The sequence below is a fragment of the Nostoc sp. ChiQUE02 genome (assembly GCF_034531305.2).
In the GTDB taxonomy this organism is placed as follows: domain Bacteria; phylum Cyanobacteriota; class Cyanobacteriia; order Cyanobacteriales; family Nostocaceae; genus Nostoc.
Genome location: NZ_JAVRBN020000010.1, coordinates 183,647 through 198,853 on the forward strand (window position 1 = coordinate 183,647; position 15,207 = coordinate 198,853).

General features: G+C 42.9%; 14 protein-coding genes and 1 other RNA gene. 12 read left to right on the forward strand and 3 right to left on the reverse strand.

What is annotated here, in order from left to right; all coding sequences use genetic code 11:
* Window positions 1-70 precede the first annotated feature (70 nt).
* Together RM347_RS13555 and aroB are read right to left on the reverse strand one after the other, a co-directional pair.
* Entirely contained in the window at window positions 71-649 is a 579-nt protein-coding gene (locus tag RM347_RS13555; protein ID WP_322718657.1) for a Uma2 family endonuclease, read from the reverse strand.
* A 77-nt stretch (window positions 650-726) separates the two neighbouring features.
* On the reverse strand, window positions 727-1,818 hold the full coding sequence (aroB, locus tag RM347_RS13560) for a 3-dehydroquinate synthase (protein WP_322718656.1): 1,092 nt from the start codon (window positions 1,816-1,818) through the stop codon (window positions 727-729).
* Window positions 1,819-2,008: 190 nt separating this feature from the next.
* On the opposite strand from aroB, the gene petL reads away from it, so the two are divergent.
* The 10 genes from petL to ssrA all read left to right on the forward strand — a co-directional run bounded on the left by petL (window position 2,009) and on the right by ssrA (window position 9,434).
* On the forward strand, window positions 2,009-2,104 hold the full coding sequence (gene petL, locus RM347_RS13565; RefSeq protein ID WP_322718655.1) for a cytochrome b6-f complex subunit PetL: 96 nt from the start codon (window positions 2,009-2,011) through the stop codon (window positions 2,102-2,104).
* Window positions 2,105-2,487: 383 nt separating this feature from the next.
* Window positions 2,488-2,928, forward strand: coding sequence for an ATP synthase subunit I (locus tag RM347_RS13570; RefSeq protein WP_322718696.1), 441 nt, complete (start codon window positions 2,488-2,490; stop codon window positions 2,926-2,928).
* A 60-nt stretch (window positions 2,929-2,988) separates the two neighbouring features.
* Complete coding sequence (gene atpB, locus RM347_RS13575) at window positions 2,989-3,750, forward strand: F0F1 ATP synthase subunit A (RefSeq protein ID WP_012411161.1); 762 nt, start codon at window positions 2,989-2,991, stop codon at window positions 3,748-3,750.
* 148 nt (window positions 3,751-3,898) lie between these two features.
* The gene (atpE, locus tag RM347_RS13580; protein WP_012411162.1) at window positions 3,899-4,144 is read left to right on the forward strand and encodes an ATP synthase F0 subunit C; all 246 of its coding nucleotides are present in this window, start codon (window positions 3,899-3,901) and stop codon (window positions 4,142-4,144) included.
* A gap of 183 nt (window positions 4,145-4,327) precedes the next feature.
* On the forward strand, window positions 4,328-4,759 hold the full coding sequence (locus tag RM347_RS13585) for a F0F1 ATP synthase subunit B' (RefSeq protein ID WP_322718654.1): 432 nt from the start codon (window positions 4,328-4,330) through the stop codon (window positions 4,757-4,759).
* 215 nt (window positions 4,760-4,974) lie between these two features.
* Window positions 4,975-5,547 (forward strand): F0F1 ATP synthase subunit B, encoded by a 573-nt coding sequence (locus tag RM347_RS13590; RefSeq protein WP_322718653.1) that lies wholly within the window; start codon window positions 4,975-4,977, stop codon window positions 5,545-5,547.
* Window positions 5,544-6,098, forward strand: a complete 555-nt coding sequence (atpH, locus tag RM347_RS13595) for an ATP synthase F1 subunit delta (RefSeq protein ID WP_322718652.1) — start codon at window positions 5,544-5,546, stop codon at window positions 6,096-6,098. Before RM347_RS13590 ends, atpH begins: the two co-directional genes overlap by 4 nt.
* A gap of 170 nt (window positions 6,099-6,268) precedes the next feature.
* On the forward strand, window positions 6,269-7,789 hold the full coding sequence (gene atpA, locus RM347_RS13600; protein WP_322718651.1) for a F0F1 ATP synthase subunit alpha: 1,521 nt from the start codon (window positions 6,269-6,271) through the stop codon (window positions 7,787-7,789).
* A gap of 98 nt (window positions 7,790-7,887) precedes the next feature.
* Window positions 7,888-8,835 (forward strand): F0F1 ATP synthase subunit gamma, encoded by a 948-nt coding sequence (locus RM347_RS13605; RefSeq protein ID WP_322718650.1) that lies wholly within the window; start codon window positions 7,888-7,890, stop codon window positions 8,833-8,835.
* 208 nt (window positions 8,836-9,043) lie between these two features.
* Window positions 9,044-9,434: a transfer-messenger RNA gene (ssrA, locus tag RM347_RS13610) on the forward strand.
* A gap of 89 nt (window positions 9,435-9,523) precedes the next feature.
* Here the strand turns inward: ssrA and RM347_RS13615 are convergent.
* Entirely contained in the window at window positions 9,524-9,979 is a 456-nt protein-coding gene (locus RM347_RS13615) for a helix-turn-helix domain-containing protein (protein ID WP_322718649.1), read from the reverse strand.
* A gap of 1,334 nt (window positions 9,980-11,313) precedes the next feature.
* Here RM347_RS13615 and RM347_RS13620 point away from each other — a divergent pair.
* Window positions 11,314-13,053, forward strand: a complete 1,740-nt coding sequence (locus RM347_RS13620; RefSeq protein WP_322718648.1) for a diflavin flavoprotein — start codon at window positions 11,314-11,316, stop codon at window positions 13,051-13,053.
* Window positions 13,054-13,156: 103 nt separating this feature from the next.
* A complete protein-coding gene (locus RM347_RS13625) occupies window positions 13,157-14,869 on the forward strand; it encodes a diflavin flavoprotein (RefSeq protein ID WP_322718647.1) in 1,713 nt (570 codons plus the stop codon).
* Window positions 14,870-15,207 lie beyond the last annotated feature (338 nt).

The following is a 15,207-nucleotide window of genomic DNA, read 5'->3' on the forward strand; positions in this document are numbered from 1 at the left end:
CAAACTTTCACTACTTGAAATTTCGATGGATATTGAGAGGAAGTGAATTGTGCTAGATGGAAACAGTTTGCTATTGGGTATCTAATGGTATTTTCGCCTTTTGAAATACCTGCTCAACAGTAAATTCCAGTCCCTCAAATAAAGAATCTGTGAGTAATTCTTCTCCCATATAAGTTTGTGGTGCTGCATCTGGATAAAAAACAGTAATGCTTCTCGCTTTACTATCTAATATCCACACCCGCAGCACCTTAGCATCTAAATAGTCTTTGGCTTTAGCCGCCATTTGTCCAAAGGTTTGTCCTGGCGAAATAATCTCAATCACCAAATCAGGAGGTACAGAACATGCTCCTTCTTGATTCCAATCAGGGGGTAAACGTTCATTAGAAATATATAAAATATCTGGAATTGGCATCCAATCTTGCCCTCGACGGGTTAGTTGGACAGCTAATTCTGGGCAAACTTCTCCTTTTCCCTCACAGCATTGGTCAATCAAATTGAGAAGGGTACGGGTAAGTTTAGAGTGGAATTTTTTTGGTGCCATCTTAGGACTTGCTTGACCATCGACTAGCTCATAAGTTATATCTCCCTCACCTAGTGGAAGATTTAGGAACTCTTGCAAGGTTAATTGATTCTTTGCTTGGAGTATCATGACTAAATAATTCGTAATTGAAGAACAGAGCAACTAATTTTTATTCTGAATTTTGACTACTGAATTCTTCAAATTATTTACATTCCCCGCAATACTTGCCGAATAATATCTGATGGCACCTCATCAGTAACTGTCACTACACCAATCTCCGTTGGCAAAACAAATCGCACTTTCCCTGCTTTGACTTTCTTATCTAACTGCAAGGCTTCAATAATTGCTTCAATATCTACCCCAGATGGTAATTGAGTCGGTAAACCCGTTTTTTGAATTAAAGCATTTTGACGTTCTGTGTCTTCCTTTTGCCACAGTCCCAAATCCACAGCAATTTGACCGGCTGCTACCATACCAATGGCTACCGCTTCACCGTGATTTACTAAACGATAACCAGTCAAACTTTCCACTGCATGACCGATGGTATGTCCATAGTTGAGAATCGCCCGTAATCCACCTTCTTTTTCATCTTTACCAACAACGTCAGCCTTAGCTTGACAAGAGCGCATTAATATACTGTGTATCAGGTCAGGTTTTACATAGCGGAGTTGGTCGAGGCGTTTACTTGCTTCCAACTGAGCAAACAATTCAGCATCCCAAATCACACCGTACTTAATAACTTCTGCCATTCCCGCCCGAAACTCACGCATAGGTAGAGTTTTTAACACATCTGGGTCAATCAAAACTAAGCGCGGTTGATGGAATGCCCCGATTAAGTTTTTACCGTGGGGATGATTCACGCCAGTTTTGCCACCAATTGCTGAATCTACCATTGCCAACAGAGAGGTAGGTACTTGGACAACATTAATACCGCGCAACCAAGTTGCAGCCGCAAAGCCAGTCATATCGCCAATCACACCTCCCCCCAAAGCCACCATAGTAGAAGTACGTTCTAGGCGGTTTTCCAAGGCGATATCGTAGAGTTTTTGGATAGAATTGAGGGTTTTGTAGCGTTCACCAGGTGGTAATGTGCAGCTAGCAACTTCAAATCCAGCAGATGTTAGGGATGCGATCGCTCTTTCGCCAAAATGCTTAAAAATTGTCGGATTAGAAACCAGCAGTACCTTCTTGCCTAGCTTGAGACCTGCCATCTGTTGACCCAGATGATCTAAACTCGAAGGTGTGATTGCAATCTCATAAGACTGCTCTGGTAAATTTACATTAATTACAGAAGTCATTGCCCAACCCCAAACAAGCGCTCGTGGGCTGTATTGTATCGCAATCTGGGAGTGGGGAGATGAGGGAGCAGGGGAAGCAGGGGAAGCAGAGGGAGCAGCGGAGAATTAATAACCAATGCCCCATGCCGAATGCCCAATGCCCAACAACTAATGATTGAATAGATTTAGGAAGTATTCTGGAGAGAAATAAATGTTTGCAATTGTAGCTTATGTCGTCTTTTTGGGTTTATTCTTTGGCTTATCTGTAGGTTTGCTGTTCGGTTTGCGGACTGCCAAGATAATTTAATCGAGAGATATATTCAACCCAAAACTCTTGTGGGGCGGGCATCTTGCCTGCCTTCAGCTTACTTTGGACGGGTGAGACCCTTGTCCTATGTACTGGGCGAGCTAAAAACCCAGCCCACAAGAGTTATAGTTAGAGCTTTCTTTATTTGAAAGTCCCTAAATGTAACAAGCCGTAGCTTAACAAGCTATAAAACTTTACTTTTTCACCAAGTCCGCATCGACGGACTTGGTAAACTTGTCATGGGCTTTAGTCTGTCGATACTTACTTGCTAAGGTTGACAAGAAGTTAATTGTTTTTTCCTAAAGTATTGTTACCGCATCGTGATATGATTCAGCTGACTGAATGTGCAGTCATCATATTTAGCTGTACTGGTTTCAAGTCCCGTGAGCTTGTCAGACGAATCAATTGCGCCCACTCCGACAACGCAACAAGATGCTAAAACTGGTTCTGAAGACACAGAATCAGGTAACTCCATGCAAGAGTTCTATCAACTCTTCCAGCGATTATTGGTAATCACGCTTGTCTTGACGGGGGTTATTTTTATCTCTGTGTGGATTTTTTATTCCTTAAACATTGCCCTCAATTATTTAATTGGGGCGTGTACAGGTGTGGTTTACTTAAAAATGTTGGCTAGAGACGTTGAGCAGCTCGGTAGTGAGAAAACCAGTCTGAGCAAAACTCGTTTTGCTCTGTTTATTGGAGTGATGATCGTGGCAACTCAATGGCGTGAGCTACAGATTTTGCCCATTTTTTTGGGATTTCTAACTTACAAAGCCACGCTCCTCGTCTATATGGTGCAAATTGCGTTCATTCCTGATTCTTAAAAAGTCAGGCTCACAAAGATAGTAATCCCATCCTCGCTCGTTGGGGAAAATGCTTGAAGAATGCAAATGCTTAGTGTCTTAAACGCCTTTAATTCTTTTCCCCTCGCCGAATTAGAAGTAGGTCATCATTTCTACTGGCAGTTGGGCAATCTTAAAATTCATGGGCAAGTTTTTCTAACCTCATGGTTTGTGATTAGCATTCTAGTAGTGGCTTCAATAGCTGCTACTCGCAACGCACAAAGAATTCCCAAGGGCATCCAGAATTTGATGGAATACGCCCTAGAATTTATTCGCGATCTGGCAAAAAACCAACTTGGTGAGAAAGAGTACCGCCCTTGGGTGCCATTTATTGGCACATTGTTCTTGTTTATTTTCGTATCGAACTGGTCAGGTGCGCTAATTCCCTGGAAGCTCATCAAGCTACCTTCGGGCGAATTGGCAGCTCCCACCAATGACATCAATACGACTGTTGCATTGGCATTGCTGACCTCCTTGGCGTACTTTTACGCAGGTTTTAGCAAACGGGGTTTAGGCTACTTTAAGAAATATATAGAGCCAACACCTGTTTTGTTGCCGATCGCAATTCTCGAAGATTTCACCAAGCCCCTCTCCCTAAGCTTCCGTCTATTTGGTAATATTTTGGCGGATGAATTGGTAGTAGCGGTGTTGGTGCTGCTAGTTCCTCTATTTGTACCTCTGCCTGTAATGGCCTTGGGTTTATTTACCAGTGCCATTCAAGCCCTGGTTTTTGCCACCCTAGCCGGAGCATACATTCATGAGGCAATGGAGGGGCATGGTGGAGAAGAACATGAGGAGCATTAAACTTCTCAGTTGATAGCACAGTTCCAAGAGCATTTTCGCTCAAAACATCGCAAAGCGCGATCAAAGAACTCATGTGCAGCGTGAAAACCACGTTTCTAATCGTTAACGTACTTTTGTTAGTTTTGTAATCAAAGCAAGGAAAATCAACATGGATCCATTAGTTCAGGCTGCTTCAGTTCTCGCTGCTGCTTTAGCGATTGGTTTAGCTGCAATTGGCCCTGGTATTGGTCAAGGAAATGCTGCTGGACAAGCAGTAGAAGGTATTGCTCGTCAACCTGAAGCAGAAGGAAAAATTCGCGGTACTCTGCTATTAACCTTGGCATTCATGGAATCCTTGACTATCTATGGTCTAGTAATTGCCCTGGTATTACTGTTTGCTAACCCCTTCGGTTAATACCTGAAAATTTTTGCGAGTGTGGAGACGTGAACCATCACGCCTCTACAATCCAAAATATTTTGGGTATCGTAATATTTCTAATGTTCAGTTGACCCTTGTTGGCTATGGGTCTCTAAAATATGAAAGGTTGGATGACGTTGCTAGCCATGAAAACTGCTACTCCAGCCAAAGAGGAGACAAATGTTTGATTTCGATGCTACCTTGCCCTTCATGGCATTGCAATTCCTGCTATTGGCAGCCTTGTTGAATGCAATTTTCTATAAGCCACTGACCAAGGTACTAGACGATCGCGATAGTTATATCCGAACGAATACCCTTGAGGCGCGGGAGAGCTTGGCTAAAGCCGAGCGCTTGGCTACTGAGTATGAACAGCAACTCGCAGACGCTCGCAGACAATCGCAAGCGACTGTAGAGGCAGCTCAACTGGAAGCTAAAAAAATTACTGCTGAGAAAATCGCTGAGGCCCAAAAGGAAGCTCAGACTCAACGAGAACAAGCTTCTGTTGAAATAGAACAACAAAAGCAGGAAGCTTTTAGTACCTTAGAGCAACAAGTTGATGCTCTAAGCAGGCAGATTCTAGAAAAACTATTGGGGCCAACTCCAGTTAGATAAGCTAACTAGACTGGTTCTGTGAAAGCATACGCGCAACTGGCCCCTAGTCCAGAGCGCTTAATTAAGTGTCAAAAAAAGGCACTTTTTCCCCTTCTGGGGAAAGATACTTAATTTCCTTACGGGGAAAAGATACTTAAATTTCCCCTGTGGGGAAAGATACTTAATTTCCCTTCAGGAAAATACAACGTATTAGCAAGCGAGCAGCGCACTTGTAAATGGGTATCATGGGGACATTCTTATTACTTGCCGCAGAAGCGAACGCTGTTCACTCTGAATTGGCAGAAGGCGCAGCAGAAGGTGGTTTCGGTCTAAACCTAGACATTTTTGAAACCAATCTGATCAATCTAGCGATTCTGGTTGGCATACTATTCTACTTCGGACGTAAAGTTTTAAGCAATATCCTGAACGAGCGACAATCCAATATTGCCACCGCAATTCAGGAAGCAGAAGGGCGCTTAAAAGAGGCAAAGACTGCCCTTTCCCAAGCGCAAGAGCAGTTGAAGCAATCTCAGGCAGAGGCACAACGCATCCGCCAATCTGCCCAAGAAAACGCCCAAAAAGCGAAAGAAGCCTTGTTAGCGAAGGCAGCGCAAGACGTAGAACGCTTGAAACAAACAGCAGCAGCAGATTTAAACACCGAAACAGAGCGAGCGATCGCTCAACTGCGGCAACGAGTTGCTACACTAGCATTGCAAAAAGTCGAATCGCAACTCAAAGGCGGGATTGCCGACGATGCTCAACAAAGTTTAATTGACCGTAGCATCGCACAACTGGGAGGCAATGTATGACAAGTCAGGTAGCAACAGCCGAAGTAGCCCAACCCTACGCACAGGCACTTTTGTCAATAGCGCAATCGAAAAATTTGACAGAAGAGTTCGGAGAAGATGCGCGGACTTTTCTGGGACTGCTCAGAACGGACAAACAGCTACACAACTTCTTCAGCAACCCGTTTATTCAGTCTGAGAACAAAAAAGCTCTCATCAAACAAATACTCGGTGAAGGCGCTAATCCCTACTTACGCAATTTTTTGCTGGTACTGGTAGATAAACGCCGCATTGCATTCTTGGAATCAATTTTTCAACAATATCTGGCGCTGTTGCGGCAGCTGAATCAAACCGTATTAGCGGAAGTTGTTTCAGCCGTTCCCCTCACAGAAGCTCAACAGCAGGCAATCATCCAAAAGGTCATTGCCATCACAAATGCTCGCCAGGTAGAACTAGAAACCAAGGTAGACAGCGATTTAATTGGTGGTGTGATCATTAAAGTAGGCTCGCAGGTAATTGATGCCAGTATTCGGGGTCAGTTGCGCCGCCTTTCATTGCGCTTAACTAATAGTTAGAAAGTTAGGAGTTAGAGAGACGCGATTAATCGCGTCTGTACAGGAGTTAGCAGTTAGGAGTTAAGTAAATAGTAATTTATTTTGACTTTTAACTTGTATTTTTTGCATTTTTAACTCTTAACTCCTAACTGAATTAATTTTTCCGTCTCGAAAGCAAAAAAGATAGACACATGAGCATATCAATTAGACCTGACGAAATTAGCAGCATCATCCAACAACAAATCGAGCAATACGACCAAGAAGTCAAAGTTGCTAACGTTGGTACCGTCCTACAAGTAGGTGACGGTATTGCCCGGATTTATGGTCTGGAAAAGGCTATGTCTGGGGAACTTTTGGAATTTGAAGATGGCACAATTGGCATCGCCCAAAACTTGGAAGAAGACAACGTGGGCGCGGTGCTCATGGGTGAAGGGCTGGAAATTCAAGAAGGTAGTTCTGTAACCGCTACTGGTAGAATTGCCCAAGTACCCGTGGGAGAAGCCTTAATTGGAAGAGTTGTAGACGCTTTGGGTCGTCCCATCGATGGAAAGGGAGACATCAAGTCCTCAGAAAGCCGTTTGATTGAATCTCCAGCACCCGGTATTATTGCTCGTCGATCTGTACACGAACCCATGCAAACGGGGATCACAGCTATTGACTCAATGATTCCTATCGGTCGTGGTCAGCGGGAATTGATTATTGGTGACCGCCAAACCGGTAAAACTGCGATCGCGATCGACACAATCATCAACCAAAAAGAAGAAGATGTAGTTTGTGTATACGTTGCGATCGGTCAAAAAGCTTCCACAGTTGCTAACGTGGTGCAGACATTGCAAGAAAAAGGCGCGATGGATTACACTGTCGTCGTCGCAGCTAGTGCCAGTGAACCAGCAACCCTACAATACCTAGCTCCTTACACAGGCGCAACTATTGCTGAGTACTTTATGTACAAAGGCAAAGCTACCCTGGTAATTTACGATGACCTCTCCAAGCAAGCCCAAGCTTACCGCCAAATGTCTCTACTGCTACGTCGTCCACCCGGACGCGAAGCTTACCCTGGAGATGTATTCTACATTCACTCCCGCTTGTTAGAAAGAGCAGCAAAGCTGAGTGATGAATTAGGTAAAGGCAGTATGACCGCCCTACCAATTATCGAAACCCAAGCTGGTGACGTTTCAGCATACATCCCCACAAACGTAATTTCCATTACCGATGGTCAGATATTCCTGTCTTCTGACTTGTTCAACGCTGGTATCCGTCCCGCTGTGAACCCCGGTATTTCTGTATCCCGCGTGGGTTCTGCGGCGCAAACCAAGGCAATGAAAAAAGTTGCCGGTAAGATTAAATTGGAACTAGCCCAATTTGACGACCTGCAAGCCTTCGCACAATTTGCTTCTGACTTAGATAAAGCCACTCAAGACCAGTTGGCACGGGGTCAACGGTTACGCGAACTCCTCAAGCAGCCACAAAATTCGCCACTTTCGGTATACGAGCAAGTAGCAATTTTGTATGCTGGTATCAACGGTTACTTGGATGATGTGCCTGTAAATCAAGTAACCACCTTCACCAAAGGTCTGCGGGAGTACTTAAAGACTGGTAAAACCCAGTATGCCCAAGGAGTACAAGCCTCCAAAGCACTAGGTGACGCAGAAGAAGCTGCCTTGAAGGAAGCACTCACCGAATACAAGAAGACCTTCAAAGCAGCAGCGTAATTAGTCATTAGTCATTAGTCATTAGTCATTAGTAAATAACTTAATGGCTATTGACTGTTGACTGTTGACTATTGACTAAGGACTCAAGACTTAAAAATATGGCCAATCTAAAAGCAATACGCGATCGCATTCAGTCGGTCAAAAACACCAAAAAAATCACAGAAGCCATGCGCTTAGTAGCTGCGGCTAGAGTGCGTCGGGCGCAAGAACAAGTGCTAGCAACTCGCCCCTTTGCCGATCGCTTGGCACAAGTATTGTATGGTTTGCAAAGCCGTCTGCGCTTTGAAGAAGCAAACCTACCACTACTGAGAAAACGGCAAGTTAAATCAGTAGGACTGTTGGTAATCTCTGGCGATCGCGGTCTATGCGGCGGCTACAATAATAACGTTATCCGTCGTGCAGAAAACCGCGCCAAAGAAATCAAGGCAGAAGGTTTAAACTATCAATTTGTGTTAGTCGGACGCAAATCTACACAGTACTTTCAACGCCGCGATCAGCCCATTGATGCTACTTACAGCGGATTAGAGCAAATCCCCACTGCAGCGGAAGCCAATCAGATTGCCGACCAACTACTTTCCTTGTTTCTTTCCGAAGAAGTTGACCGCATCGAATTAATCTATACCAGATTCGTCTCCTTGGTTAGCTCCCGTCCTGTGGTGCAAACCTTACTGCCCCTCGATCCGCAAGGTCTAGAAGCAAGTGATGACGAAATCTTCCGCTTGACAACCCGTGGCGGTCAATTTCAAGTCGAACGGGAGAAAGTGACTAACCAAGTCCGCCCGTTGGCTCCTGATATGATTTTCGAGCAAGATCCAGTGCAGATTCTTGATTCTCTGTTGCCCCTGTATTTGAGTAACCAGCTATTGCGGGCGCTGCAAGAATCGGCAGCTAGTGAACTAGCTGCGCGGATGACAGCCATGAGTAATGCCAGTGAAAATGCTGGTGAACTGATTAACACCCTCACCCTGTCTTACAACAAAGCCCGACAAGCTGCTATTACCCAAGAACTCCTTGAGGTTGTAGGTGGTGCTGAAGCACTAACTTAGGGTATAGCTAATTATTTATTTGTAGTGCGTTGTAATATATAGCCAATTGCTAACTATTTTAAGATTAGCAATTGGCTATTTTTAGTTAGTCTTTGGAGATTTTTCACTAAATAACATTAACTGCATACAGACCCTCTCAATACAGAAAAATTTTTGCCCAATAACACATTTTAAAAACTGCGTACTATAATTGAAGTATGAAGTGCATGGGTCCGTCACGGTTTCGACAGGTTGGCGAACGCTGCTCTGTGATTCAGGTCGAGAGTGAGTCTCCTCTCGGAAATCAAAGGCTCAAACAAAAAGTAAATGCGAATAACATCGTTAACTTTGCTCGTAAGGATGCTCTAGTAGCAGCCTAAAACACCTCTTATAGGTTCGAGCGTCTTTAGTTTGACTCCGTTAAAGACTGAAGACCAAACCCCAACGGATGCTCTAGCAAGCGTTCTCTGGTTGGCTTGTTAGCTAAGATTAAATCAGAGCATCCTACGTTCGGGATAATGAACGATTCCCGCCTTGAGGATCAGAAAGGCTAAACCTGTGAATGAGCGGGGGGTCAATACCCAATTTGGACAGCAGTTCGACTCTGCTCGGATCCACTAAGAATAAATAACAAGTCCACCAAACAGTTTAGTGTTTAGGTGGATTTTGTTTTATGAGTTATTGTCAATGAACAATCAATACTTCTCATTCAGCTAACTATTCTGTTCCTGGGGTTGCTTGCGCTTCCAAATCTTCTTCCCCTTTTTTTGAGTACCCGTCGTAATCGATCTGCGCTCAAGTTTACTTGACGTTCAGATGCCAGTTTTTTTGCTAATTGTTTAGAGTTATAAGTCTGTGGCTCTTGAGCTAAACAATTTTCTAGATATAGCAAATCTGATTCTGAATATCGGGGTTTTCCCCCTCGGCCAGGAGCATCCCACAGGCCAGCTAAACCCATTTTTTCCCAGCGATGAAGGGTTTGACGTACTGTTGAAATCGCCCAGTTCAAGCCTTTAGCAATTTGCTCATTTTTTAAGCCGCGAGTATTCAGCAGTAAGACTTGAGCACGATCCTTGGTACGTTGTGGAACATCTTTGGCTTTTCTTAACTCTTCTAAAGTCAGCTTTTCTTCTTCAGTTAGAAAAACTTTTAATCGGCATCCCATAAACAATAACCTTTTACACAGTCAATTTTTGCTATTTTTATGTCTCTTCACGCCTATTTACCTAATTTATTAAGTATTTAAAAACACACTTAAAAGCTGATATACAAGTATTAAGAATGCCGGCGTCTAGAAAGCTGCTACGCAAGAAGTATTGGACTGAGAACACTATCAAAGTTTGCAATTTATCACAATGGATTTTCTAAAAAGTTAGGCACATCAGAAATTACACCATTTGCCTATATAGGCAAATCTATTAGATAGCCTATAGCTGTAGCTTATAGCTATGAAAATAAGAATTTGTTGGCGTCGTTCTGATTAATATCTAAAGTCAATAATAAAGGACTGTATCATTAATTTTCTTAGATGATTTGTATGGTTACGGAGATTTATCGAAACTTTAAAAAACATTTTTATGTAAATTTCCATTTGAATGAGCAAAAAAAGATATACAAGCTTAGTACCTTTTGATTCAACTCGTATCTGAAAACTTGCTTTGAATATTTACCAAAAACTATTTATATTCTCGACTTTACATAAAATTTATATTTTAGGTAACAAGATTCTTAGTTGAGGTAAAAACTATTCAATACCCATTCAGAAAAAGTTTTCGTAGCTTATTTTATGTAGATTGAAAAAGCAGAAAAAATTTATCTTACCTTTCCTACCTTTCCTACCTTTCCTACCTTTCCTACTTTTCTACTTAGTTATAAAACAATACAGTTCAGTTAAGCATTGATTTGTTCTCTTCGTATTCTTATTTACGAGACACTGGGCGAATATGGTTTCTTCAAAAAATTGGCTTTGGCAAAGAGTTTTAGCCTTAAATAAACTGTATTAAGTAATCATATAGTATCTGGGGTAAAATAGATTTTTATAAATAAAATCTAAATCTCTTATTTTAAGAATATTATTAAAATACATTAATTTTGCGATCGCTCAATATTGTGTATAACAATTATATATAGGCTCTTGTTGTAGATCCTGGTATGTCCTTAGCACTCATACTTAATTTTCAAAACAAAGGTTACTTTAACAGTAATAGATGCATAATAAACTTTCCAAAGTTTAGTTTTTTCTGATTAAATAATATGATAAATGTGATATTTTTGAATCAGGAAAAATCCAAATAAATAGAAAAATTAACTACTCAGTAACTTATTAAGAATCAATTAATATTTGGTATATTTCTTGAGACATATTTCATGCTAAAAAACAGCAATAATTGATACAAGTTAAATTTTTCAAAAACTGATGTTCATTACAACTTAAACAAAAAATAATAGAGAGAATGGGGGCAGAAGAAAAACCTGTTAATTTGCGCTCGGAGACGAATAATGGTAGCGATGTCTACGACCGGCAAGGCCAACGCAGAGAACGTTCAACATCGGCTAACTATACAAACTGTAGAAATTGCCCCTAACACAACGGCGATTCGCTCTCTTGATTGGGATCGCGATCGCTTCGATATAGAATTCGGACTTCAAAACGGTACAACCTACAATTCATATCTAATTAGGGGTGAACAAACAGTTTTGATTGATACTTCTCACCAGAAGTTTCGTCACCTGTATTTAGAGACTCTAAAAGGTCTTGTCAACCCCAAAACAATTGATTACATAATTGTCAGCCACACAGAGCCAGACCATAGCGGGTTGGTGGAAGATGTTCTTCAGTTAGCTCCTAGAGCTACCGTTTTAGCCTCAAAAGTTGCGCTTCAGTTTTTGGAAGGCTTAGTACACGATCCTTTTTCTAAGCGAATCGTCAAAAGTGGCGATCGCATAGATATCGGCAAAGGACACGAAATGGAATTCGTGAGTGCGCCTAACCTGCACTGGCCGGATACAATCTTTAGCTTTGACCGCAAAACCCAAATTCTTTACACCTGTGATGCTTTTGGGATGCACTTTTGTGACGATCGCACCTTCGACGAAGATTTAGAAGCGATCGAAGCTGACTTTAGATTTTACTACGACTGCTTGATGGGTCCTAACGCTCGTTCGCTGCTGAATGCAATGAAGCGTATGGGTGAACTAGGAAAGATTAATATTATCGCCAACGGTCATGGTCCCTTATTATACCACCATTTAGATGTTCTAACCGGGTGCTACGAAAATTGGAGCCAAAGACAAGCTAAAGCAGAAACCACAGTTGGCTTGTTTTTTGTCTCAGATTACGGATATGGTGAGCGCCTTGGTCATGCAATTGCCGAAGGTATACTAAAAACTGGGGTTGGTGTAGAAGTACTGGATCTGAGTACTGCTGAGAGCCAAGAAATTCAAGAACTAGCCGGGAGAGCAGCAGGCATTATTATCGGTATGCCCCCAACTACCGCCGCCGCAGCCCAAGCTAGTATCAGTTCGGTGCTAGCTGTCGCCAAGAACAAGCAATTTGTTGGGCTGTTTGAATGTTACGGTGGGGATGATGAACCCATTGATACACTCCGCAGAAAATTTCTTGACTCTGGCATCAAAGAAGCCTTTCCAGCGATTCGGATTAAAGAGGCTCCCACTGCATCCACATTCCAGTTGTGTGAAGAAGCAGGTAAAGACTTGGGACAATTGCTAGTGCGCGATCGCAACATCAAGCAAATCAAGTCCCTTGATGTCAACATGGAAAAGGCATTAGGTCGGATTAGCAGTGGACTATATATAGTCACTACTAAAAAAGATAATGCCTCAAGTGCAATGCTGGCATCTTGGGTAACGCAAGCGAGTTTGCAACCCTTAGGATTGACAATTGCCGTTGCGAAAGACCGCGCCATTGATTCCTTAATGCAAGTTGGCGATCGCTTCGTCCTCAACGTTTTGGAAGAAGGCAATTATCAAGAATTGAAAAAGCACTTTCTCAAGCGTTTGCATCCAGGTGCTGACCGCTTTGCAGGAGTGAAAACTCAAACAGCAAAAAACGGTTCTCCGATTCTAACTGATGCTTTGGCATACATGGAATGTGAAATACAGAGCAGCATGGAATGCAGCGACCACTGGATTTTATACTGCACCGTCCAAGAAGGCCGTGTCTCCAAAAACGATGGACTCACAGCCGTTCGCCATCGCAAAGTAGGTAATTACTACTAAGAAAGAGGTAGCACAAAATAGGGGATAGGGGATAGTTTTCTTTTCTATCCCCTGTCCGTTGTCCGGTTTTTTCAGATATTTCCCCAACTTTAACCCAACAGCTATGACCAATTCCAAGCCACGCGACGTACAAGTTCTACCAATTGCTACAAATACTAAGGCCCTAAGAGCACGTAGTTGGTCACGTCTGCGGTTTGAAATTGAATACGCACTTGAAAGAGGTACTACCTCCAATTGCTATTTAATTGAAGCTGATAAAACCGCACTTATTGATCCACCACCAGAAAGCTTTACCGAAATTTATTTAGAGGCATTGCGGCAGACTTTAGATTTGCAAAGTTTGGATTATATAATCCTAGGTCATTTTAGCCCCAATCGAGTTGCAACCCTCAAAGCAATTTTAGAACTGGCACCACAGGTAACTTTTGTCTGTTCTCTTCCCGGTGCGAACAATTTGCGTGCTGCTTTCCTAGACCAGGATCTGAAAGTTTTGGTGATGCGGGGGAAAGAAACTCTGGATTTAGGCAAGGGTCATGTTTTGAAATTCTTCCCCACTCCTAGTCCACGTTGGCCAGAAGGACTTTGTACCTACGATCAGCAAACCCAAATTCTCTACACAGATAAGTTATTTGCAACTCATCTCTGTGGTGATGAAGTGTTTGATGATAACTGGGAAGCGCTTAAAGAAGACCAGCGTTACTACTTTAACTGCCTGATGGCTCCCCAAACTCCTCATGTGCAAGCAGCTTTGGAGAAAATATCAGATTTGCAGGTGAGAATGTATGCTGTGGGTCACGGGCCCTTGGTACGCACCAGCTTAATTGAACTTACCAAAGCTTATGGAGAGTGGAGCCGTTCTCACAACGATCGCGAGATTTCTGTTGCCCTACTTTACGCTTCAGCTTACGGGAATACGGCGACTTTAGCACAAGCGATCGCTCTGGGATTAACTAAAGGTGGAGTCGCAGTCAAATCAATTAACTGCGAATTTGCCACTCCTGATGAAATTCGCATTAACCTCGCACAGTCAGAGGGTTTTATCATCGGTTCTCCTACCATCGGTGGTCATGCGCCAACTCCCATTCATACTGCTTTAGGGATTGTGATCTCAAGCGGTGACAACAGCAAACTCGCTGGAGTCTTTGGTTCTTATGGCTGGAGTGGTGAAGCATTTGACCTAATCGAAGGTAAACTCCGGGATTCTGGATACCGCTTTGGCTTTGACACATTGAAGGTCAAGTTTAAACCTGATGATGTCACTCTCAAATTCTGTGAAGAACTAGGCACAGACTTTGCCCAAACACTGAAAAAGGCTAAAAAGGTACGCGTACCACAACAAGCCGCTACTCCAGTGGAACAGGCTGTTGGTCGCATTGTTGGTTCTGTATGCGTAATCACAGCGAAACTTGGAGAAGTGTCTACCGCAATGTTAGGCGCTTGGGTTTCTCAAGCTACCTTCAACCCACCTGGAATAAGTGTTGCGATCGCCAAAGACCGAGCGATCGAATCTTTGATGTATCCAGGCGGTAAGTTTGCCTTAAATATCCTACCTGAAGGCAATCATCAAGACTACATGAAGCATTTCCGTAAATCTTTTGCGCCTGGGGAAGACCGATTTGCCAACTTTAGTACAGCAGTTGCAGATAACGGTTGTACTGTCCTCACCGACGCTCTAGCATATTTGGAATGCTCAGTCAATCAACGCCTGGAATGTGGCGACCATTGGGTTGTGTATGCAACTGTGGATGAAGGTAAATTACTCAAGCCTGATGCTGTTACTGCCATCAACCATCGCAAAACCGGCACTCATTATTAGACAATGAGAAATTTAACCTAGCGAAACTGCCTGAGCTTAAATATAGTCAAGGCGTTTTATGACAAAATTCTTTTTTTCTTGTGGGATGGGTATCTTGCCCGTCCCAGTTTTTTTGTCTATATGCCAATACAGTTCAGAATGAGCAACAAAATCCTGATGTAGAGACGCGATTTATCGCGTCTCTAAAGACTAATCATCTACACCAATAACTCTTAACCCAAGCGTATTGGTCGATATGTAGAGTACGCCCAAAGAAATTTGGCGTTGCAGAACAGTGGGATGAATTAGTGCAAGCTCTTGAGGCAGGCGAGGCAGAGGGAGCAGGGGAGAATTTTGGA